This window comes from Williamsia sp. DF01-3 (assembly GCF_023051145.1).
Lineage (GTDB): Bacteria > Actinomycetota > Actinomycetes > Mycobacteriales > Mycobacteriaceae > Williamsia.
This window is the reverse complement of record NZ_JALKFS010000005.1, coordinates 1,113,111-1,139,609: the sequence shown is the minus strand read 5'-3', so window position 1 is coordinate 1,139,609 and position 26,499 is coordinate 1,113,111. Positions and strand designations below refer to the sequence as shown.

Below are 26,499 nucleotides of genomic sequence, written 5' to 3'. Positions count from 1 at the left end.
CGGCGACGGCCCGTGCCAGATCAGTACTGCGCTGCCACGTCGATGATCCATGTGACGCCGAAACGATCGGTGAGCATGCCGAAGGCCGGCGCCCATGGGGCGGGGCCGAACTCTTCGACGATGTCGGCGCCGTCGGCGAGCCCGTCCCACAGGGCACGGACCTCATCGACGCTCTCACCCCGCACCGACACGAAGAACGGCGAGTTCGTGAGGGTCATCCCGTTCTCGCGCCTGGTGACCGGCGTGGGCGCGGCCGCGCGCGACGGCTCGGCCGGTGCGGGCGCGTCGTAGGCCATCACGCCGAATCCGGACTGCCCCACGATCTGGCCGAAGACAACCCGATCGGCTCCAGGGGCATCTATTGGCATACCGAAGTCGCCATAGGTCGCGACGGTCATCTCGCCGCCGAAGATCGATCGGTAGAACTCGAGGGCCGCCCGGGCCTCACCGTCGAAGTTGAGGTGGGTGACTGCGTTGTAGGTCATATCTGCTCCTTGTAAGGCTCGGACACCGGTTTTTCCGGTCCGGTGCCCACTGTGCGCACCTCATAGGTCAGAGTTCGTCCGCTTATCCCGGCAGAATCGAAGGCATGCCGCTGACACCCGCCACGAGTACCTCGCGCCGACTGCTGTCGCTGCTGTCACTGCTCCAGGCACCACGCGACTGGCCGGGGTGGCTCCTGGCCGACCGCCTCGACATCAGCGAGCGCACCCTGCGTCGCGATGTGGACCGGCTGCGTGAGCTCGGCTACGAGATCCGCGCCACCAAGGGACGCGACGGCGGCTATCGGCTTGACGCCGGCGCGATTGTTCCCCCGATGCTGTTCGACGACGAACAGGTCGTCGCGATTGCGATCGCGTTGCAGGCCGCACCCAACACCGGCGCAGACATCGGGGAATCTGCGGCTCGGGCACTGACCACCGTCAGGCAGGTACTGCCGAGCCGTCTGCGGCCGAGAGTCGACGCGGTCGAACTCACGCCCCTCGCGGGAAACAACCCACCGACAGCCGGAACCGACGTGCTGCTCGCCATCGGCGACGCGATCCGACGCGGCGAAGAACTCCGTTTCGACCACCGCCGTGCCGACGACACGGACACCGATGGTGAGGACGCCGGGCCGGCGCGTCCGACCCGCAGGGTGCAGCCACACCACCTCGTGTCACGGCTGGGCCGGTGGTACGTGATGGGGTGGGATCCCGATTCTGATGATTGGCGGGTCTTTCGAGCGGACCGAATGACTCCGAGGACACCGACGGGACCACGGTTCGTCCGTCGCGAAATCCCCGGGGGTGACGTGGGCACGTTCCTCGAAAGCCGGTTCAAGGGTTCGGCCGACAACACCGACCGCTGGCCGTGCATCGGTGACGTGATCCTTCACACCGACGCCAAGGACGTGCATCCATTCGCCCACGATGGGGTTGTCGAGTCACTCGGACCCTCGCGGTGCCGACTGCGGTCGGGGTCGTGGTCATGGGCGGCGCTGGCGGCCGCACTGTGCAGATTCGACGTCGACATCGAGGTGGTGGGGCCGCCCGAACTCGGTGCCGCCTTCGCCGACTTGGCGCGACGGGCATCGCTCGCAGCGCGGTGACCCGCCGCGGTCAGGTGTCGGACTGGGAGAACGCGCTGAGCTTGCTGCGCAGCTCGGGCCAGCTCACGGCGAACGCGGGATGGAGTGCCAGATCGCCGACCTCATCGGCGCTGACCCACCGCAGCTCCACCGACTCGAGGTTGGCCGTGGTGGCCAGTGGGGCGGCCACCTCGGCGATCACCGTGGTGTAAGTCCAGCCGCTCGGCGCCCGGTGCGTCACCAGCTCGTCACGCACCGTGAGCTCGGCATCGGCGATTCCCGCTTCTTCATCGGCCTCACGGACGGCCGTGTCCACCGCACTCTCGTGTGAATCGCGGGCTCCACCGGGCAGTGCCCACGTGCCACCCTGGTGGCTCCACACAGCGCGATGTTGCAGCAGAACGAGGACCGAACTGGTCTCGCTCGGGGTGTACAGCAACAGGCCCGCGGCGCCGTGCCGTCCCCAGTATCGCGATCCGTCCGCGTCGAAAACCCAACCGTCGCCGTCGCCCCGCACGCGACACCTCCTCGCCCAGCCGACCTACCTCGGTGCAACGCTACTTGCCCCGCCGGGGTGACACAGGGCCGCACTGTCGCAACCGGCTCGGCAATTCGCAGTAATGTCGGTTTCACATCCACTCATCTGCGATCAGGACCTGGCCCTGCGCGGCGGGCCTGGAGGAAGAAGGGATCGCGTGACCGGCGGCAACGCAAGTTCTTTGCGTACCCGGCTCATGCATGCGGAGAAGCCGTACAGCGGCCGCTTCCGACGGCCGCTGTTCGATCGGCCCGCTCCCCTGACCCGGCGCGAAGTACTGAGTCTGACCCGTGAGCGCACCCAGAACCCGCTCACCAACATGCGCGAGCTGGCCTGGACCAGCCCCGGCAAACTGATGATCATCTCGCTGGTGCTGCTGATCTCGTCGGTGGTCGTCGGCTGGTATTCGTCCGACACGCTGGACGACCGCACCACCACGCTCGAGAACATGATCGTGCAGACCGAGCCGCTAGCCGAGGCCTCGCAGGTTCTCTACAGCTCGCTGTCCATCGCGGACGCCGCCGCCAATTCGGCGTTCATCTCCGGCGGCCTCGAACCGCCCGAACTCCGCGAGCGTTACAACGATGCGGTCGCCACCGCAGCGCACGCCCTCATCCAGTCGGTCAGCGGCGCCGCGATGGACAACACCGAGATCCGGCAGGACCTCACCACCCTCTCGGCCCAGATCCCCGTCTACACCGGTCTGATCGAGTCGGCCCGGATCAACAACCGACTCGGCAATCCGGTGGGCTCGGCGTATCTCGGCGAGGCATCGAACATGATGCAGGAGATGATCCTGCCCGCAGCCGAACGGCTGTACGCCGAGCGCGCCGACGCCATCGGCGATTCGAGGACCAACTTCACCAACGCGCCCTGGGGCGTCTACACGGCTCTGATGTTGCTGCTGGCAGCGATGATTGCCGCGCACCTGTACGTCGCCAGGCGCAGTCGCCGGCGCTTCAACCTCGGATTGCTGGTGGGCATCGGGTGCGTCCTGATCGGCTTGCTGTGGTTGCTCGTCGGCGGCTTGCTGTCGGTCAACTCCACCGCCAACGCCGAGAACCGCGGCGCAGTTCCGCTCCGCGAGCTGACCCAGGCCCGCATCCTCACCCAGCAGGCGCGCTCCGATGAAACCCTCTCTCTCGTTCGGCGAGGCGATCAGCAGGAGCTCGAGTCGGGGTACGCCAAAGCGGTCGCCCAGATCGACACCGTGCTGACCGACTACCGCGAGGACGATCGCAAGGACGTCGCCGAGGACTCGGTGGCCGACGCGGTCGACGCTCTCGCCCTGTGGCGTGATGCCCATGCCGCCATCCTCGAACGCACCAACGCCGGCGACTTCAACGGCGCCACCGCCATCGCGGTGGGCGACAACCCCGACGGGTCGGCCGCGGCATACAGCCGCCTCGACACCGCCCTTGTCGATGGCATCACCGACACCCGCAACACGTTCCGCGACGACATCAACACCGCACGGGTGGTCATCGGGTACGCCGGACTCGGGATCTTGCTCTTGGGCATCGCGGCCGGCATCGCCGCCTTCGTCGGGATCTTCCCCAGGATCCGGGAGTACCGATGACCAGGCGAGCGGGAGTCCGCGGCCTGGTGGCGGCCGGCACACTGGTGATCGCCACAACCATGGTGGCCGGCTGCGTCAATGCCGAAGCGCCCGAGAGTCTTCCGCCGTCGGCGTCGGCGGCCTGGCCACAACCGGCAGGGGTGAGCCTCGACGTGCCGATCGAGCCGGCCCCGGCCACCGAGTCGTGTGACGCGACGGCGAGTCTGACGCCGGGACCACTACCCGAACCCGGCAAGATGCCACCGGGCACCACCATGGAGGCAATCTACAAACGGGGCTGGCTGAAGGTGGGACTGGACATCGGGTCGAATTTGCTGTCGTTCCGCGACCCGATCAGCGGCACCATCGAGGGCTTCGACGTAGACGTCGCCAAAGAGTTGGCCCGGGCGATCTTCGGTGACCCCGAGCGGATCGAGTTCCGCATCCTCAACTCCGACGACCGGATGAACGCATTGAAAGACAGTACGGTCGATGTTGTGGTCAAGACGATGAGCATCACCTGCGAGAGACTGCGCGACATCGCATTCTCGACCGTCTATTACGAAGCGTCGCAACGTATCCTGACCATGCGCAGCTCCGACATCAACAGTGTTGCCGACTTGGCAGGCAAACGCGTGTGCGCGGCCCGCGGCACCACGTCCATCGCACGGATTCAGCAGCGGGTGCCCGACGCCATCGTCGACACCGTCTCCACATGGGCCGATTGTCTGGTGATGGTGCAGCAGGGCCAGGTGGATGCGGTCTCCACCGACGATGCGATCCTGGCGGGCATGGCGGCGCAGGATCCGTATGTACATGTCGTCGGGCAGGGCCTCGGCGAGGAGCCGTACGGCATCGGTATCAACAAGAACGACGAAGACCTCGTCCGTTTCACCAATGGCGTGCTGCAGAAGATGCGTGAAGACGGCACCTGGTTCGACATCTACGACCGCTGGCTGTCGATCCTTGGTCCGAAATACTATCCACCACAACCGTCGTACCGGGACTAGGGGTGATTCGTGAACAACGATGACCCCGCCGCGGGCGACACCGAGGTCGGGACGCAGGCGGTGTCGATGGAGGACCTGGACATCGGAACGCAAGCCGTTCCGATGGAGATGGCCTTCACCGAACAGACCGAACGGACCCAGCACGACGATCGGCCCGGCCGGCCCGCCAACCCGGTGCTGTCCGCGCAGACGCCCATGGTCCCCACCAGCCGCAGCTCGCGCAGTCGCCGCCGGATGGGCGGCGGCCTGGTCGATGTCCCTCGCGTCTACGACATCGAACCCGCTGACGCGGTCATGGACCACGCGGTGGTGGCCGAGGGCAAGCGCAACTGCTGGAAGTGCGGACGGCCCGTCGGCCGTCAGTCAGGGCCGGGAGCCGGACCACTCACCGGGATCTGCAACCACTGCGGGGCACGCTATTCGTTTGTGCCTGGCCTGGCCAAGGGCACGATGGTCGCCGACCAGTACGAGATCTCAGGCGCCATCGCCTATGGCGGCCTGGGCTGGATCTACCTCGCCATCGACCGCAATGTGTCCGACCGTCCCGTTGTGCTCAAGGGCCTGCTGAACTCGAAAGATGCACAGGCACAAGCAGTTGCACTGGCCGAGCGACAGTTCCTCGCGTCGGTGTCACACCCCGGCATCGTCAAGATCTACAACTTCGTCGAGCACGTCGATCCCGTGGGCAACACCTTCGGGTACATCGTGATGGAGTACGTGGGCGGCAGCACGCTCAAGGACATCACGGCCGTTGACGGCGAATGTGGGCCCGGCCGTAAGCTTCTCACTCCCGAACAGGCGATCGCGTATCTCCTCGAGGTGCTGCCCGCGGTGACCTATCTCCACTCGGTAGGGCTGGTGTACAACGACATCAAGCCCGAGAACATCATGGTCGGCAGCGAGGATGTGAAGCTGATCGACCTCGGGGCCGTCTCCCCCATCAACGGTTACGGCCATCTCTACGGAACACCTGGCTTCCAGGCCCCGGAGATCGTCAAGACCGGCCCCCAGATCGCCACCGACATCTACAGCCTGGGCCGCACCCTTGCCGTCCTGACAGTCGACATGCCGATGGAGAAGGGCCGCTACCTCGACGGTCTGCCGGATCCATCCGAGGCGAAGGTGTTCGCCGACAACCCCTCGTTCCATCGGTTGCTGCAGCGCGCAACCCATCCCGATCCAGCCAAACGTTTCGCCAGTGCCGACGAGATGGCAGGTCAGCTGCTCAACGTGCTCCGGGAGTTGGTCGCGGCGCATTCCGGTGTGCCACGACCCGGACTGTCCACGGTCTTCAGTCCACAGCGCACCACGTTCGGCACCGAGATGATGCTCGCGCCCGTGGACGGAATCCTCGAACCCGTCCGTGCACAGATCAAGCTCGACACCACCGATGTCGTCGCCGCCCTTCCAGTGCCGCTGGTCGATCAGTCGGATCCGGCTGCCGGACTGCTCAATTCGACTGCGCTGTCCGAACCCACCCAGACGCTCGATTCGATCCGCAGTGCCCGAGAGGGTGGACTGTCATCGGTGATCGGCACCGACCCCTCCGATGACCACCCGTCCCGAGAGATCGACCTGATCGAAGCACGTGCCTATCTCGAACTCGGGGACGCACAGACCGCTCTCGACCTGCTCAACCAGGCCACGGAGCATCACGGGAAGTCCTGGCGCACAGAGTGGTTCCTGGGGTTGTGCGCGTTGCTGATGAACGATGTGGAGGTGGCGCACGCACGGTTCAACGACGTGCTGGCCGCCATGCCCGGCGAAGTGGCGCCCAAGCTCGCGGTGGCGGCGACCGCGGAGCTGATGAACAACCATGACGTTGCGCTGCAGCACTATCGGACGCTGTGGCAGACCGACCGCGCGATCGTCACCGCAGCTTTCGGGCTCGCTCGCATGCGGTTTGCCGGCGGTGACATCGAAGGCGCGGTCAAGGCACTCGACGACGTCCCGCCGACAAGCCGCCACTACAACGCCGCGAGTTGCACGGCAATCCTCACCCTCGTCCACGGCCGAGATCCCGCCGAGGTCACCGAAGAACAGCTGCGCGAAGCGGCCCGCCGACTGGACGCCATGTCCGACACCGAACCTCGCAAACAACGTCTGGTGATCCTGGTCCTCGGCATTGCGATCGGCTGGATCCATCGCCGGCCCGACCAGTCACCCACGGATGCATCTGAACGCGGCGACATCCTGGGCTACCCGTTCAACGACCACGGCCTGCGTGTGGGCTGCGAGCAATCACTGCGACGACTGGCGCGGGGCACGATGAACCGAACCCAACGCTTCTTGCTGGTCGATCTCGCCAACTTCATCCGGCCGCATACGTTGTTCTGACTGCCCCCTCAACCCTGCAGCGCCGCCACCGACTGCCTCGCGATCGCGAGTTCTTCGTTGGTCGGCACCACCAGTACGGTGACAGCGGAGTCGTCGGTCGAGATGATCCGTGGTTCACGGCTTCGGGCCGCGTTGCGTTCTGGGTCGATCTGGATGCCGAAGCTCTCCAGACCCGCGAGACTGTCGGCCCTCAACTTCGGCGCGTTCTCGCCGACCCCCGCCGTGAAGACGATCGCGTCGGTACGGCCCAGAGTCACCATGTAGGCGCCGATGTACTTGCGTAGCCGGTGAACATACACCTTGTAGGCCAGCGTGGCGTCGGCGTCGCCTTCCTCGACCTTCTCCGTGAGAGCACGGAAGTCGTTCTCCCCACCGAGACCTTTCAGCCCGGCCTTACGGTTCAACATCGTGTCGATCTGGTCGACGTCCATGTCCGCCGAGCGTCGCAGATACATCACCACGCCTGGGTCCACATCACCGCTACGTGTGCCCATCACCAAGCCCTCGAGCGGGGTCAGACCCATCGACGTCTCCACCGGGCGACCACCCTCGATCGCCGACGCCGACGCGCCGTTACCGAGGTGCAGCACAATCTGATTCAGACTTTCGCGATCGGCACCGAGGAACTCGGCGGTCACGCCCGACACGTACTCGTGCGAGGTGCCGTGAAAACCATATCTCCGGATGTCGTGCTTCTTCGCCAACTCGCGGTCGATCGCATATGTGGCGACATGGTCGGGTAAGCCGTGGAAGAAGGCGGTGTCGAACACCGCCACGGACGGGACATCCGGGAGCAGCTCCCGGATCGCCTCGATGCCGAGCACATTGACCGGGTTGTGCAGTGGCGCCAAGTCTTCGAGTTCGTTGATGGCCTCGATCACGTCGTCGTCGATGACGGTCGGTTTGTAGAACTTCGGTCCGCCGTGGACGACCCGGTGGCCGACGGCGGTGATGCCTTCGGACGTCAGATCACGATCTTGCACCCTCGACAGCTCCAGCGCTTTCGCCAGCCCGGCCCTGTGATCGGCGATCTCTCCGATGAACTCTTTGGTGTCATCACCCCGGACGAGTACGACCTTCGCCTCGGATTCACCGATGCGTTCCACCACACCGTGCGCGACCACAGTTCCTGATTCCGGTTGCACCAGCTGGTATTTCAGCGATGACGATCCGGCGTTCAGTACGAAAACGGTGTCGACAGATCCTGCATCACTCATCTGATTGCCCCTGGGCTTGGATCGCGGTGATCGCGACGGTGTTGACGATGTCGGACACGAGAGCCCCGCGCGACAGGTCGTTGATGGGTTTGCGCAGGCCTTGCAACACGGGACCGACGGCCACCGCATCGGCACTGCGCTGCACGGCTTTATAGGTGTTGTTGCCGGTGTTCAGATCAGGGAAGATCAGCACCGTCGCCTGGCCGGCGACCGGTGAATCGGGCATCTTCGACTTGGCCACCGAGGGATCGACTGCGGCGTCGTATTGGATAGGTCCCTCCACCAGCAACTCCGGCGCTCGTTCCCGGACGAGTCCGGCAGCTGTGCGCACCTTGTCCACGTCTGCGCCGCTGCCCGATTCGCCGGTGGAGTACGACAACATGGCCACCCGCGGCTCGATGCCGAACTGAGCAGATGTGGCGGCAGAGGAGATGGCGATGTCGGCCAGCTGCTCGGCGGTGGGGTCGGGGACGATGGCGCAATCGCCGTACGCCAGAACGTGGTCGGCGAGGCACATGAAGAACACGCTCGACACCGTCGACACACCGGGCGCCGTCTTGATGATCTCGAACGCAGGCCGGATCGTGTGCGCGGTGGTGTGCACGGCGCCCGACACCATGCCGTCGGCGTAGCCCAGTTGCACCATCAGGGTTCCGAAATACGAGACGTCCTGCACCGTGCTGCGGGCGCGCTGCAGGTCCATCCCCTTGTGCTTGCGCAGCTCGGTGTAGACCTCGGCGAACTCGTCGAGTAGTTCCGACGACGTCGGGTCGATCACGTCCACACCGGTCAGGTCGACATCGAGTTCGGCGGCCCTATCCCGCACTGCCCGTTCGTCTCCGAGGATGGTGAGATCGGCCACCTGGCGTCGGAGCAGTCGTCCGGCGGCGCGCAGGATGCGGTCGTCGCCGCCCTCCGGGAGCACGATGCGCTTGCGGATCTTGCGCGCCCGTTCGATCAGTTGATACTCGAACATCTGAGGGGTCACGACCTCGGGGATACGCAACTTCAGCTTCTCGAGCATCGCCACGGAGTCGACGTGCTCCTCCATCAGGTTCAGCGCCACGTCGATCTTGCGGACCGAGTTGATGTTCATCCTCGCGCGGGCATGGGCTGCGGCCCTTGCTGTTTCGTAGGTTCCCTGTTCACAGCAGATGAGCGGCAGAGGCGACTGCAATCCCTCCATCAACGCAGCGATCTTCGGGTGGGGCTTGATGCCACCGTTGAGGATGATGCCGGAGAGCTTGGGGAACCCCTCCGCAGCGTTGGCCGCCACCAGCGAGACCAGCACATCGGAGCGGTCGGCCGGCGCGATCACGGCAACGCCTTCGGTGAGTCGTTCCAGGATGTGCTCGATGGTCATCCCGCCGACCATCACATGCATGGCCTCCCGGCTGAGCAGCTCGGGATCGCCGCTGTACAACTCGCCGCCGAGTTCTTCCATCAGTTCCCCGACCGTCGGCGCGATCAGCACCGGGTCTTCCGGCAACGTCCACGTCGGCAGTCCGGTGGCCTCCTGCAGGGCGTCCTTCACCGAGTCCAGGCGATCCGGGTCACAGCGGTTGGCGATCAGCGCGACCGCCTGAGCGTGGTTCTGCTCCAGCTCGTGCAGACACAACTCGGCAAGACCGACCACCTCGGCGTCGGTGCGATCCGCTGCCTTGAGCGCCAACAGCATCGGCGTCTGCAGGTTCGCGGCGATCCGGGCATTGAAGCTGAGTTCGGATGGACTGGCGATGTCGGTGTAATCCGACCCGATCACCAGTACGGAATCGCATCGCTCCTCCACCGCATGGAATCGGGTGACGATCTCCCCGAGCGCTGCTTCCGGGTCGGCATGTACCTGCTCGTAGGTGACGCCGATGCAATCCTCGTAACTCAGGTCGGTCGAATCGTGTTCGATCAGCAACTCCAGGATGTAGTCACGCCGGTCGGACTTGGTTCTGGAGATCGGCCGGAACACCCCGACCCGGCCGCCCGAGGCGGCCAGCAGGTGCAACACCCCCAACGCCACTGTCGACTTGCCGGTGTCGCCTTCAGGTGAGGCCAGATAGATGCTGCTCGATGACGAAGCGCCCATACCGCCCACCCTAATCTGGGCGCTATGGGCCGGCCGTACAACGGGCCACGTCAGCCGGATCAGCGGACTGATCGGCTGATCGACAGCGTCCAGCAGAGTTGTCCTGGTCGTCGCTGTTCGGGTCATCGTTGGCCGGCCTGCGCACGGCCCGCGAAGTTGCCGGACACCGAGCTCACCGGATCGTCGAACGCACCACCATGTCCGCGATGTCATCGTCGGACAGCGCACTGCGTGGAATGAGCATGTAAGAGTATATGATTCGGATCATCATCTCAGTGGCTCGGCCGGCATCCGGCACCAGAGCAGCCTCGAGTTCCGGCTCGTTCGCGAAGTTGCCGACACTGTTCGCCACGATGAGGTCAACGATGGTGACGTCGGAGGTGCGGTCGGGACCACGGGCGACGATCGTGGTGATGATCTCTTCCGGCTCGTTCTTCAGGATGTACTGCAGCGCTTCGTGATTGCGGATGTAGTCGAGCACGTTGAGCACGAGGACACGAACCTTGTCTGCCGGCTCGGGTTCGGACGCGGTCCACTCGGCGATCAGGGTACCGAGCCTCTTCACCTCGCGTTCGACGATCGCCTGCACCAACTGGTCGCGGCCACCGAACATCCGGTAAGCGGTCGCCCGGCCCACTCCCGCGTGCCTCGCCACCGACGTCAGGCTCAGTGCGCGAGCACCGAACCGTTCGACGACGGCGATGGCGGCGTCGACCATCCGCTCTCGATCCATGCAAGAAGATTAAGAGGTGGCAACCGGTTCTGGTACATCGGCCGTCGCCCGGGGGCGCCGCCGACTGATCGCGACACCCGTCAGGGCCATCGCGCCACCGACCAGGCCGAGTGGGGTGGGCACCTCACCGAGGAAGAGCCAGGACAGGCCGATGGCAATCGCCGGTACGGCCAGAGTTGTGGCCGCCATCTTGCCCGCGTCGGTTCGGGTCAGCGCATACGCCCATGTCAGGAACGCGATCGCGGTGGGTCCCACACCCAGGAAGATGACCCCTGTGATGGCCCCTGCGGAGGCATCGGCGAGTTCGTCGATCGCCTGCGGCGCGAACGGCACCGTGGCCAGCAGACCGGCGAGGCAGCCAACCCACGTTGCCGTGACGGCGTCGACGGTGCGCAGCGCCACCTTCTGCATCAAGACGCCGGCCGCGTACAGCACGGCGGTGATCAGTCCCAGGATGATGCCGAGTTTGTCGTTGTGGCTGCCGCCCGAACCGCCAAGGGCAATGAGCAACACCCCCGCGAAGGCGATGAGGATTCCGATCACCAGTGGTTTCGGGAAGCCTTCTCCCATGAAGAGACCCGCGAACACCGCCACCAGGATCGGCGCGAAATTGACCAGCAGCGCGGCCGTCCCGGCATCGAGGTGTTGCTCGGCCCAGTTCAGCAGCACGGTGTACGCGGCAAACCAGAGCAGGCCGTAACCGATCACCAGTCCCAGCGCTCGGCCGCGAGGAATCGGACGGCGATAACGCAGCGCAATGACAACAAGCACCACGGCGCCCGCAGCGAGGCGGGTGAACGCCATCGCACCAGGCGACAGCGTCTCACCGACAAATCGGATGACCACAAACGACGACGACCACAGCAGCACCGTCACGATCGCGGCCACCACCGCGAGATTGTTCGACAAGACCTTCACAGCGACCACTCTGATTCATCCGACACATAAGCACAAGCGATTTCTCCTTGAGAACACTTCAGTGCAGCTGTACAGTTCGACCATGCTCGACGCCCACCGCCTCCGCTTGTTCCGCGCAGTGGTCGCCGCCGGATCCATCAACGGCGCAGCTGCCGCGCTGGGCTACACACCGTCTGCCGTCAGCCAGCATCTGGCCGCCCTCCAGAAGGAGACCGGGCTGGTCCTGGTCGAAAAACGCGGTCGCGGGATCGAGCCGACCATGGTGGGCCGCACGATCGCCGCGGAGGCCGGCCACGTACTCGAACGCCTGGCCGACCTGGAATCGCTTGTCGCAGACCTGCGGTCGGGGCGGGTCGGAAGTCTGTCGGTGAGCTATTTCGCCTCCGCCGGGGCTGCCTGGATACCCCCGGTCATCGCCGCGATCACCAACGAGTTTCCCCGCCTCCGCATCGACTTACGTCTCATCGAACTGGTCCACGACAGCTCCGGCGAACCCGATGTGGAGATCTTCGTGGAGGGCGCCGCATCTACGTCGCTGCGCGGATACGACATCGAGCGGCTGCTCACCGAGCCCTACGTGGTGGTGCTCCCGGAAAACCACCCATTGGCGGCACGTGACGAGGTCGAGTTGTCGGCGTTGCGCAACGAGCGCTGGGTGGACAACGACGTGTCACGCGGCCCGTGCCGACAGGCGATTCTGGATGCCTGCTCGGTGGCGGGTTTCAGCCCGGGGTTTCACATCGAGACGCACGACTACCCGACGGCGATCAGCTTCGTCGCGGCAGGCGTGGGCGTCACGGTGCTGCCCGAATTGGGCACCGGGAACCTGCCGCCCACGGTGGTGGCACGACCGCTGCGGAATCCGACGCCGACGCGAACGATCTCGGTGCGTACCCGCGACGCCGTCCGCGACAACCCCGCCGTGCACCGGATCATGGAACTGCTGCGCGAACGCGTGGGGTTTCCTCAGGCGGCCTGAGTCCCGGCGTCCGCGTCGCGCACGATGATGCTGGCCATGCCGTAGATGGCCCACGCCGAGGTGACGATGGATTGTGTGATGACGATCAGGGGAAAGAACTGCACGGTGGAACTCCTCAAGTAAGCGGGTGACGGGCCGGCACATCTGAGTCGGCGGTGACTCACTTCTTGGATGCCTTCGTTCGGGCGGGCTGTGACATCCGGCAACCGAACAAGTTCACCAACGTAGACAACCACCGCGGAGCTGTCGACCGAATCGGCCGCTTTGTGATCGACGCAACCATTCGCACTAGGGTTGAGTGGATCTCAGGTCGAGCATCGTGCCTGCGTGTTCTGCAGCTGAAGGGTTCACCATGACCGACAAATCAGTATCCGGCGCCGTCGACCGGGCCACGGACAGCTCCGCCTTCGAACGCCTGGCGCGAGCCGGGCACGTCGTGAGCGGACTGCTGCATCTGCTGATCGCCTACATCATCTTCCGGCTGGCATTCGGTTCCGGTGGCAGCGCCGATCAGTCCGGCGCACTCGGAACCCTCGCAAAGAACCCGGGCGGCAAGTTCGTGTTATGGCTTGCAGCAGTGGCCTTCGTGGCCATGGCGTTGTGGCGTCTGGCCGAGACCATCGTCGGACCACACGCCACCGAGCCGGGTGATGGGAGCGATTCCCAAGGAAAGAAGGACGCGTCCGCGCTCTTCGACCGACTGAAGGCCCTGAGCCTGGCGGTCGTCTACTTTGCTTTCGCATTTTCGGCGGTTCAATTCGCCCGTGGCACAGGCCAATCGAGCGGTAAGCAGAACGCGGGCTTGTCAGCGCGCCTGATGGAGAACGGGGCGGGCAAGACGCTGCTCGTTGTCATCGGGCTGATCATCATCGCCGTCGGCGCGTACCACGTCTACAAAGGCGTGACGAAGAACTTCCTCGACGACCTGAAGGTCTCCGACGGCAAGGTTGTGACACCCCTCGGTGTGGTCGGGTACACCGCCAAGGGCCTGGTGCTGGCTGGCGCAGGGATCCTGGTGATCGTGGCATCGGTTAAGTCGGATCCGTCCAAGGCAACCGGCATCGACGGTGCGGTCAAGACGCTCGGAGACGCGCCCTTCGGTCAGTTCCTACTGGTGCTCGCCGCCATCGGCATCGCGGCCTACGGCGTCTACAGCTTCGCGATGGCCCGCTTCTCACGCATGTAACTCCCGCAGCAGACCCGATGATGGTGGGTTCTGGCGGGCCCCACCTGGGGAAATGCTCGCCAAAACCCACCAATTCCGGGGTGCTCGGGTCAGCCAAGCTTGCGCAGGCGGGGTTCGAGGTCTTTCTGGAAGTTCTCGAGGAACCGCTGCTGGTCATGCCCGGGGGCGTGGAAGACAAGGTGGTTGAGGCCGGCGTCGGTGTACTGCTTGACCTTCTCCACGGCCTCATCGGGGTCGGAGGCGACGATCCAGCGCTTGGCGACCTGCTCGATCGGCAGTTCGTCGGCCAGGCGTTCCATCTCGGTGGAGGAGTTCACGCTGTGCTTCTGCTCGGCGGTCAACGACAACGGTGCCCAGAAGCGGCAGTTCTCCAACGCCAGTTCAGGGTCGGGATCGTAGGAGATCTTGATCTCGATCATCCGGTCGATGTCCTCGAAGTTGCGTTCGGCCTTGTCCGCGCCTTCCTTGACCGACGGGATCAACTTCTCGGTGTAGAGGTCCATACCCTTGCCCGAGGTACAGATGAAACCATCACCAGCGCGACCTGCGTAGCGGGCGACCACCGGGCCACCGGCAGCGATGTACACCGGCACCGGCTGCTCGGGAATGTCATACATGTAGGCGCCCTGGGTGTGGTAGTACTCGCCCTCGAACGACACCTCCTCACCGGTCCACAGCTCCCGCATCAACCGGACCGCTTCCCGCAGCCGCGCGAAGCGTTCCTTGAACTCGGGCCACTCCCCTGAAAACCGGTCGCGTACTCGTTGAGTGCCTCACCGGTACCGACGCCGAGCATGATCCGCCCCGGATACATACACGCCATCGAGGCGAAGGCCTGCGCGATGACCGCCGGGTTGTAGCGGAACGTCGGCGTCATCACCGAGGTACCGATCTGCACCCGCTCGGTACGCTCACCCACCGCCGCCATCCACGCCAGCGAAAACGGGGCATGCCCACCGTTGTGACGCCACGGCTGAAAATGATCGGACACCGCAACCGAATCCATACCGTGGGCCTCAGCCGCCACCGCGATCTCGACAAGCTCACGCGGATTGAACTGCTCTGCCGAAGCCTTGTATCCGAGTCGCAATGCCACAGTGATCTCCTCATCGTCCAGCTCTGTCCAGCACAGGTCTTTCCAGTTCACCACAAAACCGCTTCGCCCCGGAGGCCGGGCGGATTCAGCTGTGCGCATATTCGATTGACTTCAAGTTAACTTGAACTCCTACAGTGGCTGTATGAGTATGGAGTCGGTTGCCAGGAACACGCTGTACCGGTCGATGAACGCACCCGACCTGAGCAAGGAACGCAGACGCGAGAACCGCCGGGAATCGATGCGCCGGATCGTCGAGTTCGCGCGGCCGCACCGCGGCAAGTTGGCGGTGTTCATGGTGCTCAGCGTGGTGGTGGCCGTGCTCACCGTCCTCACTCCCGTCTTGGCCGGCCGCGTGGTCAACAACATCGTCGACGGCGGCGCAGCATCCACCGTGGTCTGGCTGTCGATTCTCATCGCCATCATCGCGGTCGCAGAAGCCGGCACCGGCCTGGTGGTCAGCTGGCTCTCGTCGACCATCGGCGAGGGTCTGATCTACGACCTACGCCGCTCGGTGTTCGACCACGTGCAGAAGATGCCCGTCGCCTTCTTCACCCGCACCCGCACCGGCGCTCTGGTCAGCAGGCTCAACAACGACGTCATCGGCGCACAGCGCGCCTTCTCCGACACGCTCTCGGGAGTGGTGTCGAACATCGTCACCTTGTCCCTGACCCTGGCCGTGATGATCTCGATCAGCTGGCAGGTCACCCTTCTCGCACTTGTCCTGCTACCACTGTTCGTGATCCCGGCCAGGCGGATGGGCAAACGCATGGCCGCACTGTCGCGGGAAGCGGCCGAATACAACTCTCTGATGTCGACCCAGATGACCGAACGCTTCTCCGCCCCGGGCGCCACCCTGATCAAGCTGTTCGGACGACCGCACCAGGAGTCGAACGAGTTCGCTTGGCGCGCAGACAAAGTGCGTGACATAGGAGTTCGACGGTCGGTGGCGCAGAGCATCTTCGTCACCTCCCTCACCCTCGTCTCCGCGCTGGCACTGGCCCTCGTCTACGGTCTGGGCGGCTACCTCGCGGTGAACGGGCATCTCAACGCCGGTGCCGTGGTATCACTGGCCTTGCTCCTCACCCGCATGTACGCACCGCTGACGGCGCTGGCCAACGCACGTGTCGAGATCATGAGCGCCCTGGTGAGTTTCGAGCGCGTCTTCGAGGTGCTCGATCTCAAGCCACTGATCGCCGACAAACCCGACCCCACGCCCGTACCCGAAGGCCCGCTGTCGCTGAGCTTCGATCACGTCAGCTTCAGCTACCCGTCCGCGGACAAGGTGTCGCTCGCGTCGCTCGAAGAGGTTGCGGTGCTGGACAAGCGGGGCGGCGAAGAGGTCATCCACGACGTGTCGTTCACCGTGCCACCCGGCCAGATGGTTGCGCTGGTGGGTAGTTCCGGAGCCGGTAAGTCGACCATCGCCCAACTGGCCACCAGGCTCTACGACGTGGACTCGGGCGCGGTTCGCCTCGGCGGTAACGACGTTCGGGATCTCGAGAGTGGAGAACTGCATCGAGCCATCGGATTGGTCACCCAGGACGGCCACCTGTTCCATGACACCGTGCGATCGAACCTGTTGCTGGCCAATCCCGCTGCCGACGAACAGGACATCTGGGACGCGCTGCGGCGGGCACGCCTCGACGGTCTGGTCGCGAGTCTGGCCGACGGCCTCGACACCGTGGTCGGCGAACGCGGCTACCGCCTGTCCGGTGGTGAGCGCCAGCGGCTGACCATCGCCCGCCTGCTGCTCGCCCATCCTGCCGTCGTGATCCTCGACGAGGCCACCGCCCACCTCGACTCCACGTCGGAAGCAGCAGTGCAAGAGGCGCTGGCCGAAGCGCTCGCCGGCCGCACATCGGTGGTGATCGCCCACCGCCTGTCGACCATCCGAGCGGCCGACCAGATCCTGGTGCTCGAAGACGGTCACGTCATCGAACGCGGCACCCACCTCGACCTGCTGTCGCGTGGCGGCCGCTACTCAGAGCTGTATCGAACACAGTTCGCCGACCAGACCGATCAACCTGCCGATTCGTCGGCTCAGGCCACGCCGTCTCTGCCACCGCTGGGCTCGGACCGGGCCTGACGGACCAGCTTCGCAGCCTTCTCCAGGCTCAGTCCGCGGTCGGCCCGGCGGAGTTTGCGGATGGCGTTGACCTCGTTGTCGATGCCGTCGGTGACCTCGCGAACCTCGGACAAGGTCCACGGCAGCGGCTTGGGCTTGGGCCGCAACTCGGTGACGATCAGGCCGATGTTGACGGCAATGATCACCATCCCGAGTGCGAACCAGCCCCATCTGCCGTCATTTGCCCAGCTCACGGACAGCAGCGCGACACAGACCATCAGGACCAGCGAACCGATCACCGTCAGACTGGTGCCGAATTTCTTCAGAGCATGCATGGTTCAAGTGAACACGGCCACCCCTCAGGGCCGCACCCCGGCCTTTGCAAACCCTTTGAGGGCGTACTTGTTGTAGCGGGTCGTGGCGGGTAACCGTCGGTAGATCGGATCGAGTGCGCGGACCGCGGCACAGAACCGCTCGTAGTTGCGCTGTTTGCGGTCACTCCAGGGCAGGCCGAGTTGCTCGCGGGAGCGAGCCGGCAGGCCACCGGTGGTGATGAATGCCGCCACCGGGTTGACGATCGGGGAGATCAGTTTCCAGACGATCGGCTTCATCCCCGGAGGCAACGGATAGCCCTTGGTCACGTATCCGACGCCGTACCGCGCGGTCTTGTGCGGGACAAGCACCTCGTCGACCATGTGATCCCAGTACTTCACGAACTCGGCGTAGGTGGCCGGCATCGGCCGATCGCTCACGCCGTAGCGCCGATACCAAGTGACCGACTCCGCGTAGATCTGCTCTTTCTCCGCGTCCGTCAGCTTCTTGATGAAGCGGTCGGTGGCGGTGAGCACGATGTCGAGGAAAGTGGCGTGGGCCCAGTAGTAGGTCTCGGGGTTCAGCGCGTGGTACCGGTCGCCGCCGGGCATCGTGCCCTTGATGTCGGTGTGGAAGTCGCGAACCGTGGGGCCCGTGCTGTCGCCTTCAGGGGCGTAAACCGTTCCATATATGCCCGGCAGCGAGCGCTTGACGCGCGCGAACGGGTCATCGAAGAACACCGAGTGTTCCAGGACGGCTTGTCCGAGCTCGGGGAGCATGTTCTCGAGCACTCCGGGCCGCGGACCCAGGAGCGAAACGCGGTTGTCGCCGAAGTACTTCCAGGTCAGCGAGTCCGGGCCGAGCGGCGCGCCGACGATTTCCGGACGTGCGTAGTGCTCATCGGGTGCGGATTCGCCCTCGGTTGCGTCAGAGGTCGATGTTTCGATTGCCTCGGTCATGTGGGTGACGGTAGCACCAATGGAACACATTTCACAGACCGTTCCATTGATTGCGTTCGCGGCAGCACACCCCGTCCGGGGAATCGTCCCAGACGTTCAGACCGCCAGTGCACGGTCCGATTCGCGGGGATCGGCGATGTCGGAATAGTGCGACGCGTCGCCGGCCACCACCCTGCTGCATTCGCCGCCCACGCTCACCGGCACGTCGCCCGCGAGGGTGATGCGGTTCAGCCGGCGGTACTGGTCGTCGTAGTCGGCCACGGCGTAGTGCTGGGTGGCCCGGTTGTCCCAGATGGCCAGATCGCCGGGCTGCCAGTTCCAACGGACGGTGTTCTCGAGTTTGGTGATCCGTGCCTGCAGCACGCTGTACAGCTCGGCCGACTCCGCGCTGCCCAGATCGACGAATCGCTTGACGAAGTGACCGAGCAGCAGCGCCCGCTCACCCGTTTCCGGATGTACCCGCACCACCGGGTGTTCGGTCTCGTAGTAGGTGGACTGGAACTCGGCCCGGTACTCCTCGGTGTGCCGGGACACCACCGACTGAGCCGAGCTCGCCGCGTAGTCGTACACGTTGCTGTGCACCGCCCACAGATTCTCGGTGAGTGCCCGGAGCGATGCCGGGAGCTGTTCGTAGGCGGCAACCGTGTTCGCCCACACCGTCGAACCGCCGTAGCTCGGTAGGTTCACCGCACGCAGGATGGACGCCTTGGGAATGCGGTCGACGAAGGTGACGTCGGTGTGCCAGCTGTTGGCCCGGCCGTAGTCGGAGTCGATCGGCAAGATCGTGTCACCCCGCGACGTCACCGTCGGATGGGCGGTGGTCGGGATACCGAGGGCTCGGGCGAACGCCAGTTGACCGTCGTCGTCGAGGTGGTCCTGCCCCCGGAAGAAGATCACCTTGTGCTCGAGCAGGGCGGCGTTGATCGCCGAGACCGATTCGGGTGCAAGGTCTCCCGACAGTTTCACCCCATCGATACGCGCGCCGACATTCGATCCGAGCTTGACCACGTCGAGCTGTGCAGACATTGGGTAGCCGCCTTCCGGGAACTTCGCTGTGAGTGTCTTCGCAGTGAAGTTATTCGCGGCGAGGCGATTCGGTAACCGTTCAGCGCGCCCTGAACGAAAGGCCGACCCCGAACGAAACAATCTTGATCACAACGGATTACCGGAAGGCGTCGTGGCCGGTGAGCGCCTTGCCGATCACGAGTTGATGCATCTCGGACGTGCCCTCATAGGTGAGTACGGACTCGAGGTTGTTGGCGTGCCGGATGATCGGATACTCCAGCGTGATCCCGTTGGCCCCCAATATCGTCCGGCAGGTTCGGGCGATCTCGATGGATTCGCGGACATTGTTCAGTTTTCCGAGACTGATCTGCTCCGGTCGCAACGTTCCCGCATCCTTGAGCCGGCCGAGATGCAGGGCCAGCAGCATGCCTTTGCCCCATTCGAGCGACATGTCGGCGATCTTCGCCTGCGTCAACTGATATCCCGACAGCGCCTTGTCGAACACCTCGCGGTCCCCGGCGTAGGCGATTGCGGTCTCCAGGCAGTCCCGGGCCGCTCCGAGCGCACCGAACACGATGCCGAATCGCGCCTCGTTCAGACAACTGAGTGGCCCCTTGAGACCTTCGACGCCCGGCAACATCGCCGACTCGGGCAGCCGCACGTCTTCCAGGACGAGTTCGGAGGTGACCGACGCCCGCAGCGACATCTTGTGTTTGATCTCCGGGGCGCTGAACCCGGGTGTGTCGGTGGGAACAACGAACCCACGGATCCCCTTCGAACCCGTCGCGAGATCGGTGCGGGCCCAGACCACCGCGACATCGGCGACGGACCCGTTGGTGATCCACATCTTGGTGCCGTTGAGCACCCAGTCGTCGCCGTCGCGCTTGGCGTTGGTGCGCATGCCCGCCGGATTGGACCCGAAGTCGGGCTCGGTCAGGCCGAAACACCCCAGCGCACGTCCGGCCGACATCTCCGGTAGCCACCGTTGCTTCTGTTCCTCCGAACCGAAGGCGTGGATTGCGAACATCGACAGCGAACCCTGCACCGATACGAAGCTGCGCAGACCGCTGTCGACGGCCTCGAGTTCGGTGCAAACCAGGCCGTACGTGGTGGCCGACATGCCGGCACAGCCGTAGCCGTCCAAATGCATGCCGAGCACACCGAGCTCGCCCAGTTCGGTGGCGAGCTCTCGTACCGGCAAGTGACCTGCCTCGAACCATTCGGCCATGTGTGGACGCAATCGGGACGATCCGAACGCCCGGACGGTGTCCCGGATCTCGCGCTCGTCGTCGCTGATCAGTGAGTCGGTTGCGAAGAGTTCCGATAGTTGCTGTGGATTGTTCACCGGGCTATCCCACTCCTTGTAGTGATCGTCCGCGGCCGTTTCGGCCGGATCCGGTCGCGGCTGCTGTGGCAAATGCGGCGGTCCGCGCGATTGCTCTCAGGGCATCGGGCAGACGACCGGCGAGAACCGGGAAGGCGTGTACCTGCCATGAATGGCTGTGCAGGTCGGCCTGCACGCCGTCGGCCATCAACTTCTCCACCAGTGCCACCGCATCGGGTTCGAGCATCTCATCCTCGGCGGTCACCACGATCGTCGGCGGGAAGGCCTCGCTGTCGATGTCCACCACCGAACGAGCACCGGTGAGCGCAATCGGGCCTTTGTCGAACTTCGGGGCGAGCTTGGCGAATTTGTTCATCGGCAGGTAAGCATCCGATCTGTCGGTGCGATCAGGATTGCTCGCCATGTCGAGGTCGAGGAGCGGCGAGTAGGCGACGTACGCCACCGGGCGCGGCAAGCCGTCGCGGTGGGCGAACTCGATCACCTTGGCGGCGAGGAACCCGCCTGCCGAATCCCCCGCCACGATCACGCGGTTGAAACCACGCTCGAGCACCAGTTCGCGATAGGCCTGATAGGCGTCGGTGACCGAGGTGCCCACCCCTGCTTCCGGGAGCTGCCGGTAGGCCACCGAGTAGAGCGGCAGGTCGATGTCGAGGCACAAGCGGGCCGCGACCGCGCGATGCGTGGCAAGCCCACACACCACCAGGGCCCCGCCGTGCAGGTACAGCACGGCGGTGGCGTCATCACGTTTGCTGGGGCCGGCCGGCACCATCAGTTCGACGGGCCGACCGGCGAGGGTCATCTGCTCGCGGACGACGCCGCGGGGGCCCGGGGCCAGTGCGAACAGTTCATCGATCATGAACAGCGGCCGGAGCCCGAACACGCTGATCGGCCACAGGGCGAGGGCCGGTTTGACGAACAGCCGAGAGCCCAGCCAGATCGGGTACGAGCGCAGACTCGGGTGTCTGTGTGTGGTGACGGTCATGAGGAACCTCCAGGCGTCCAGTCGTGCGGCGCGGCGGTTTCGGCGACCACGGCGGCTACCCCGGATGGGTGAACCCAAGGCGAACCGTTGGTGAAGTTCACCCCATCATGCGCCCTCGCGACCTGGGCGCGCACGAATAGACACGGTGATTTGTGATCTGGTTGGCTTCGCGGGCCCGGTACCTGCTGCGACAATGAGCATTCTTTGACTTGAGAAAGGACCTCGGTGACAGCTCCGACCCTCGCGCAGTTCAGCAGATCAGCGCAGGCGCCGACCGCACGCACCCTGATCGACATCCTGACCGAGACCGCGTCAGCTCATCCGGATGCACCCGCCATCGACGACGGGGAGTTGGTTCTCACCTACTCCGAGGTCATCGACCTGATCGACGAGGGCGCGGCGTGGCTCGGCAGCCGCGGCATCGGCCGGGGTGACCGCATCGGGATCCGTATGCCGTCGGGCTCACGTGAGCTGTACCTGGCCATCCTCTCGACGCTGGCGGCCGGCGCCGCGTACGTCCCGGTGGACGCCGACGATCCCCCCGAGCGGGCGACACTCGTCTTCGGCGAGGCCAAGGTGGCCGCGGTACTCGGAGCCGACGGTCTGCGGTGGCCATCCGACCTGGGTCTCTCTCGTTCGGGTGACATCGACAGCGACGTCGACCGGCCGGCCGATGCCCAGCGACCGACCGTCGAGGACGACGCCTGGATCATCTTCACCTCCGGTTCCACCGGAACGCCGAAAGGTGTGGCGGTGACCCACCGCAATGCCGCCGCGTTCGTCGATGCCGAGGCTGAGATGTTCCTGCAGGACGAGCCGCTGGGTCCGGGCGATCGGGTCCTGGCCGGCCTGTCGGTCGCGTTCGACGCGTCCTGCGAAGAGATGTGGCTCGCCTGGCGCTACGGCGCATGCCTGGTGCCTGCGCCACGCGCCCTCGTGAGGTCGGGTATGGACCTCGGGCCGTGGCTGGTGCAACGGGACATCACTGTTGTCTCGACGGTGCCCACCCTGGCGTCGCTGTGGCCACCGGAGGCCCTCGAAGCGGTGCGACTGCTGATCTTCGGCGGCGAGGCCTGCCCGCCCGAGCTGGGTGCCCGTCTTGCCGTCGACGGCCGCGAGGTGTGGAACACCTACGGCCCCACCGAGGCGACTGTGGTGGCGTGCGCCGCGCAGCTCGACGGCACCATGCCGGTCCGCATCGGCTTGCCGCTGGCCGGCTGGGATCTCGCGGTGGTCGATGGTGACGGGCAGCCCGTCGCGCCCGGTGAGATCGGCGAGCTGGTGATCGGCGGGGTGGGTCTGGCCCGCTATCTCGACCCGGCCAAGGACGCCGAGAAGTACTCGCCGATGGCCACACTCGGCTGGGACCGCGCCTATCGCAGTGGCGACCTGGTGCGTTTTGAACCCGAAGGTCTGGTCTTCATGGGTCGCGCCGACGACCAGGTGAAGGTCGGTGGCCGACGGATCGAGCTCGGCGAGGTGGACAACGCGCTGCAGCATCTGCCGGGTGTCGGTGGCGCCGCCGCGGCGGTGCGCAAGTCCGCCGCGGGCAACTCGGTCCTCGTGGGTTATCTCGTGTCCACCGATCCCGACTTCGACATCACACTCGCCCGCGACCGGCTCTCCGACCAGTTGCCCTCCGCGCTGATCCCCCGGCTCGTCCTGGTGGACGAACTGCCGACTCGCACGTCGGGCAAGGTCGACCGGAACGCGCTGCCCTGGCCCCTGCCGTCGTCCGGCGACGACCAGACGCCGGGCGACCTGAACTCCACCGAGGCGTGGGTGGCCGATCGCTGGACCGCGGTACTCGGGGTGTCGATCACCGACGCCGAGACCGATTTCTTCTCCGAGGGAGGCGGTTCGCTGGCGGCGGCACAGTTGGTCACCGCGCTGCGTGAGCGCTTCCCGACGGTGACGGTCGCCGACCTCTACGACCATCCGCGGCTCGGCTCGCTGGCGCAGATGCTCGATGACATCAACCCCGGAGCGGTGACCGAGAAACGCATCGTTCGGCCCACCCCCCGCCGGACCGGTCTTGCGCAGGTGGCGTTGTCGGTGCCGCTGACAACTCTCACGGGACTGCAGTGGGTCACCTGGCTCGCGGTGATCAACAACGTGCTCGCATGGTTCACCGACGCACCGTGGATCCAACCGGTGAACTGGTGGGTGGTGTTGGCGGCGTTCATCGTCTTCATCACCCCGCTGGGCCGGATGGCCATTGCCGCGGGCGGTATCCGCCTGCTGCTCGCCGGGGTGGAGCCGGGTGATTATCCGCGCGGCGGGTCGGTGCACCTGCGATTGTGGATCGCCGAGCGGCTCACCGAGGCCAGCGGCGCAGCCAACCTCGCCGGCGCCCCGTGGATGATCTACTTCGCCCGATCGCTGGGCGCTCAGATCGGCCACGGCGTGGACATGCACACGCTCCCACCGGTCACCGGCCTGATCACCCTCGGCGACGGTTGCTCCGTCGAGCCGGAGGTGGACCTGGCCGGCTGGTGGATCGACGGCGACGTGGTCCGCATCGGCGACATCGAGGTGGGCGCCGGCGCGAGCGTGGGATCGCGCTCGACCTTGTTGCCCGGCACCACCATCGGAGCCAACGCCGAGATCGCCCCCGGTTCGGCGGTGATGGGCCGGGTCAAGGGCGGCCAGCACTGGGCCGGGTCACCCGCTGTGAAAACCGGTAAGGCCCAGCGCCCATGGCCCCACCACCGCCCGCCACGGCGCAGCTACTGGGTACCGATCTTCGGTCTGTCGTCCATCGCGCTGGCCGGCGTTCCGCTCATCTCCCTGTGTGCCGGGCTCGCCGTGATCGGCGCGTGGGCCGGCAGTGCGGACCGGCTGCGGTCGGTGGCATTGCGCGCGCTCGCGCTCCTGCCGGTGGCGACCATGGTGAGCCTGCTGGTGTTCGCGTTCATCACGGTGGTGCTGGTGCGCCTGCTCTCCCTCGGGATGCGCGAGGGCTATCACCCGGTGCGGTCGCGGACCGGCTGGCAGGTGTGGGCCACCGAACGCCTGATGGACTCTGCCCGCACCTTCTTGTTCCCGCTGTACGCATCACTGCTGACACCGTGGTGGTTCCGGTTGCTCGGCGCCGACATCGGCAAGGGCACCGAGATCTCGACCGCGCTGGTGATCCCGAAGTTCACCACGGTCGGTGACGGGGCGTTCCTCGCCGACGACACCATGGTCGCCTCGTACGAACTGGGTGGCGGATGGATGCACATCGACGAGGCGAAAGTGGGCAAACGCGCTTTCCTCGGCAACTCCGGGATGACCGGGCCAGGGCGGAAGGTTCCGAAGAACTCTCTGGTGGCGGTGCTATCCGCCACCCCGAGCAAGGCCAAGTCCGGGTCGAGCTGGCTCGGCAGCCCACCGGTACGACTGCGCCGGGCGGCCGCGCAATCGGACACCTCCCGAACCTTCGATCCGCCGATGAAGTTGAAGGTGGCCCGCGCTTCGGTGGAGACGTTGCGTCTCATCCCGGTGATGATCACCTTCGGCCTGGGGCTGTTCGTGCTGATCGGCCTGCAGTACATCTCGCAGGAATCGAACATCTACGTTGCGGCAGCCGTCAGCGGGCTGGTGCTGTTGGTGGCCGGAGCCGCAGCCTGCTGCATCGCGGCCGCCGCCAAATGGGCTGTGGTGGGACGTATCCGGGCCACCGAGTACCCGCTGTGGAGCTCGTTCGTCTGGCGCAACGAGTTGTCGGATGCGTTCGTCGAGACGGTCGCGGCCCCGTGGTTCGCCAACGCCGCCACCGGAACACCCATCCTCAACCTGTGGCTGAGAATGCTCGGGGCCCACATCGGTGAGGGCGTCTGGTGCGAGACGTACTGGCTGCCGGAGGCCGACCTGGTCCGCCTCGGTGACGGCGCCACCGTATCCCGGGGCTGCGTGGTGCAGACCCATCTGTTCCATGATCGGGTGATGGCCATGGACGAAGTCGTCCTGGGCGCCGGGGCCACCCTGGGACCGCACTGCGTCGCGCTGCCTGCCTCAGGTCTCGGCGACGGGGCGACCGTCGGCCCGGCATCGCTGGTGATGCGCGGCGACGTGGTGCCCGATTCGACCCGCTGGCAAGGCAATCCGATCGCGCCTTGGAATTGAGGGCCCAGGACCGGTTCGGGCGGGTGACGAGCCGGTTGTCAGTACGCGACGTCGCGGTCGCGATTGAGGTCGCGGCGGCGGCGCCGGCGATTCATCAGGTAGCCGTCGCCGCCGATCCGGCCGGTGTCTGCGAAGCCGACGGCGACGAGGCCTGCGATCAGCGCCAACGGCAGTTCGTAGCCCTGATCGGCGTTCCAGAATCCGTTGTCGATGTGCGCGTAGAAGATCGCCCCGATCATGTCGGCGATCAGCAACAAGGACACCAGCGGCGTGAGAACTCCGAGGATGAGCAGGATTCCACCACCGAACTCGACCAGCGCGGAGTACCACGCAGCGGCCGCAGGCAGGGGGATGTCCAACGACTTGAAGTACGCCTCGGTGGCGTCGATCCCGTCTTTGTTCAGCTTCTGCCAGCCGTGGAAGATGAAGATGATGCCGAGAATCACTCGGGCGACAAACGATGCGAGATTCCTCGTGATACCCATGACTTCCATCCTTC

General features: G+C 65.5%; 20 protein-coding genes and 1 pseudogene. 8 read left to right on the top strand and 13 right to left on the bottom strand.

Features of this window, described 5'->3' with window-relative positions:
* Nucleotides 1-20: 20 nt before the first annotated feature.
* Complete coding sequence (locus tag MVA47_RS07460) at nucleotides 21-485, bottom strand: VOC family protein (RefSeq protein ID WP_247207319.1); 465 nt, start codon at nucleotides 483-485, stop codon at nucleotides 21-23.
* A 104-nt stretch (nucleotides 486-589) separates the two neighbouring features.
* On the opposite strand from MVA47_RS07460, the gene MVA47_RS07455 reads away from it, so the two are divergent.
* Complete coding sequence (locus tag MVA47_RS07455) at nucleotides 590-1,591, top strand: YafY family protein (protein WP_247207317.1); 1,002 nt, start codon at nucleotides 590-592, stop codon at nucleotides 1,589-1,591.
* Between the two features lie 10 nt (nucleotides 1,592-1,601).
* On the opposite strand, the gene MVA47_RS07450 is transcribed toward MVA47_RS07455, so the two are convergent.
* Complete coding sequence (locus tag MVA47_RS07450) at nucleotides 1,602-2,087, bottom strand: NUDIX hydrolase (RefSeq protein WP_247207315.1); 486 nt, start codon at nucleotides 2,085-2,087, stop codon at nucleotides 1,602-1,604.
* 217 nt (nucleotides 2,088-2,304) lie between these two features.
* Here MVA47_RS07450 and MVA47_RS07445 point away from each other — a divergent pair, with 217 nt between their 5' ends.
* The 3 genes from MVA47_RS07445 (at nucleotide 2,305) to MVA47_RS07435 (ending at nucleotide 7,013) form a co-directional block, all read left to right on the top strand.
* Complete coding sequence (locus MVA47_RS07445) at nucleotides 2,305-3,687, top strand: hypothetical protein (RefSeq protein WP_281505072.1); 1,383 nt, start codon at nucleotides 2,305-2,307, stop codon at nucleotides 3,685-3,687.
* On the top strand, nucleotides 3,684-4,676 hold the full coding sequence (locus MVA47_RS07440) for a glutamate ABC transporter substrate-binding protein (RefSeq protein WP_247207311.1): 993 nt from the start codon (nucleotides 3,684-3,686) through the stop codon (nucleotides 4,674-4,676). The genes MVA47_RS07445 and MVA47_RS07440 overlap by 4 nt, the downstream gene beginning before the upstream one ends.
* A gap of 66 nt (nucleotides 4,677-4,742) precedes the next feature.
* Nucleotides 4,743-7,013 carry a serine/threonine-protein kinase gene (locus MVA47_RS07435; RefSeq protein ID WP_247210645.1) on the top strand — a complete coding sequence of 757 codons (2,271 nt, stop codon included), beginning with the start codon at nucleotides 4,743-4,745 and terminating at the stop codon, nucleotides 7,011-7,013.
* 8 nt (nucleotides 7,014-7,021) lie between these two features.
* Here the strand turns inward: MVA47_RS07435 and MVA47_RS07430 are convergent, their stop codons facing one another.
* From MVA47_RS07430 to MVA47_RS07415, 4 genes are all read right to left on the bottom strand, one after another.
* On the bottom strand, nucleotides 7,022-8,230 hold the full coding sequence (locus MVA47_RS07430) for an acetate kinase (RefSeq protein ID WP_247207310.1): 1,209 nt from the start codon (nucleotides 8,228-8,230) through the stop codon (nucleotides 7,022-7,024).
* Nucleotides 8,223-10,310, bottom strand: a complete 2,088-nt coding sequence (gene pta / locus MVA47_RS07425) for a phosphate acetyltransferase (protein WP_247207309.1) — start codon at nucleotides 10,308-10,310, stop codon at nucleotides 8,223-8,225. The genes MVA47_RS07430 and pta overlap by 8 nt, the downstream gene beginning before the upstream one ends.
* A gap of 172 nt (nucleotides 10,311-10,482) precedes the next feature.
* Nucleotides 10,483-11,043 carry a TetR/AcrR family transcriptional regulator gene (locus tag MVA47_RS07420; protein WP_023956313.1) on the bottom strand — a complete coding sequence of 187 codons (561 nt, stop codon included), beginning with the start codon at nucleotides 11,041-11,043 and terminating at the stop codon, nucleotides 10,483-10,485.
* Nucleotides 11,044-11,052: 9 nt separating this feature from the next.
* Nucleotides 11,053-11,961 carry a DMT family transporter gene (locus MVA47_RS07415; RefSeq protein ID WP_247207308.1) on the bottom strand — a complete coding sequence of 303 codons (909 nt, stop codon included), beginning with the start codon at nucleotides 11,959-11,961 and terminating at the stop codon, nucleotides 11,053-11,055.
* Between the two features lie 82 nt (nucleotides 11,962-12,043).
* Between MVA47_RS07415 and MVA47_RS07410 the strand changes: the two genes are divergently transcribed.
* Together MVA47_RS07410 and MVA47_RS07405 are read left to right on the top strand one after the other, a co-directional pair.
* Nucleotides 12,044-12,940: a LysR family transcriptional regulator gene (locus MVA47_RS07410; RefSeq protein ID WP_247207307.1), complete on the top strand. Its 897-nt coding sequence runs from the start codon at nucleotides 12,044-12,046 to the stop codon at nucleotides 12,938-12,940.
* 352 nt (nucleotides 12,941-13,292) lie between these two features.
* Nucleotides 13,293-14,126, top strand: coding sequence for a DUF1206 domain-containing protein (locus MVA47_RS07405; RefSeq protein ID WP_247207306.1), 834 nt, complete (start codon nucleotides 13,293-13,295; stop codon nucleotides 14,124-14,126).
* Between the two features lie 89 nt (nucleotides 14,127-14,215).
* On the opposite strand, the pseudogene fgd reads toward MVA47_RS07405, so the two are convergent.
* A pseudogene (gene fgd, locus MVA47_RS07400) lies at nucleotides 14,216-15,228 on the bottom strand (glucose-6-phosphate dehydrogenase (coenzyme-F420)).
* A gap of 136 nt (nucleotides 15,229-15,364) precedes the next feature.
* Between fgd and MVA47_RS07395 the strand changes: the two are divergent.
* The gene (locus tag MVA47_RS07395) at nucleotides 15,365-17,308 is read left to right on the top strand and encodes an ABC transporter ATP-binding protein (RefSeq protein ID WP_247207305.1); all 1,944 of its coding nucleotides are present in this window, start codon (nucleotides 15,365-15,367) and stop codon (nucleotides 17,306-17,308) included.
* Here MVA47_RS07395 and MVA47_RS07390 read toward each other — a convergent pair.
* From MVA47_RS07390 to MVA47_RS07370, 5 genes are all read right to left on the bottom strand, one after another.
* Nucleotides 17,263-17,622, bottom strand: coding sequence for a hypothetical protein (locus MVA47_RS07390; RefSeq protein WP_023956329.1), 360 nt, complete (start codon nucleotides 17,620-17,622; stop codon nucleotides 17,263-17,265). The genes MVA47_RS07395 and MVA47_RS07390 overlap by 46 nt on opposite strands.
* 24 nt (nucleotides 17,623-17,646) lie before the next feature.
* Nucleotides 17,647-18,558 (bottom strand): oxygenase MpaB family protein, encoded by a 912-nt coding sequence (locus tag MVA47_RS07385; protein ID WP_247207304.1) that lies wholly within the window; start codon nucleotides 18,556-18,558, stop codon nucleotides 17,647-17,649.
* A 96-nt stretch (nucleotides 18,559-18,654) separates the two neighbouring features.
* On the bottom strand, nucleotides 18,655-19,584 hold the full coding sequence (locus tag MVA47_RS07380) for a TauD/TfdA family dioxygenase (protein ID WP_247207302.1): 930 nt from the start codon (nucleotides 19,582-19,584) through the stop codon (nucleotides 18,655-18,657).
* Nucleotides 19,585-19,720: 136 nt separating this feature from the next.
* The gene (locus tag MVA47_RS07375) at nucleotides 19,721-20,908 is read right to left on the bottom strand and encodes an acyl-CoA dehydrogenase family protein (protein ID WP_247207301.1); all 1,188 of its coding nucleotides are present in this window, start codon (nucleotides 20,906-20,908) and stop codon (nucleotides 19,721-19,723) included.
* 4 nt (nucleotides 20,909-20,912) lie between these two features.
* Nucleotides 20,913-21,890, bottom strand: a complete 978-nt coding sequence (locus MVA47_RS07370; RefSeq protein ID WP_247207300.1) for an alpha/beta hydrolase fold domain-containing protein — start codon at nucleotides 21,888-21,890, stop codon at nucleotides 20,913-20,915.
* Nucleotides 21,891-22,115: 225 nt separating this feature from the next.
* On the opposite strand from MVA47_RS07370, the gene MVA47_RS07365 reads away from it, so the two are divergent.
* Nucleotides 22,116-26,000, top strand: a complete 3,885-nt coding sequence (locus MVA47_RS07365; RefSeq protein WP_247207298.1) for a Pls/PosA family non-ribosomal peptide synthetase — start codon at nucleotides 22,116-22,118, stop codon at nucleotides 25,998-26,000.
* Nucleotides 26,001-26,038: 38 nt separating this feature from the next.
* Here the strand turns inward: MVA47_RS07365 and MVA47_RS07360 are convergent, their stop codons facing one another.
* Entirely contained in the window at nucleotides 26,039-26,485 is a 447-nt protein-coding gene (locus MVA47_RS07360) for a DoxX family protein (protein ID WP_031331780.1), read from the bottom strand.
* Nucleotides 26,486-26,499 lie beyond the last annotated feature (14 nt).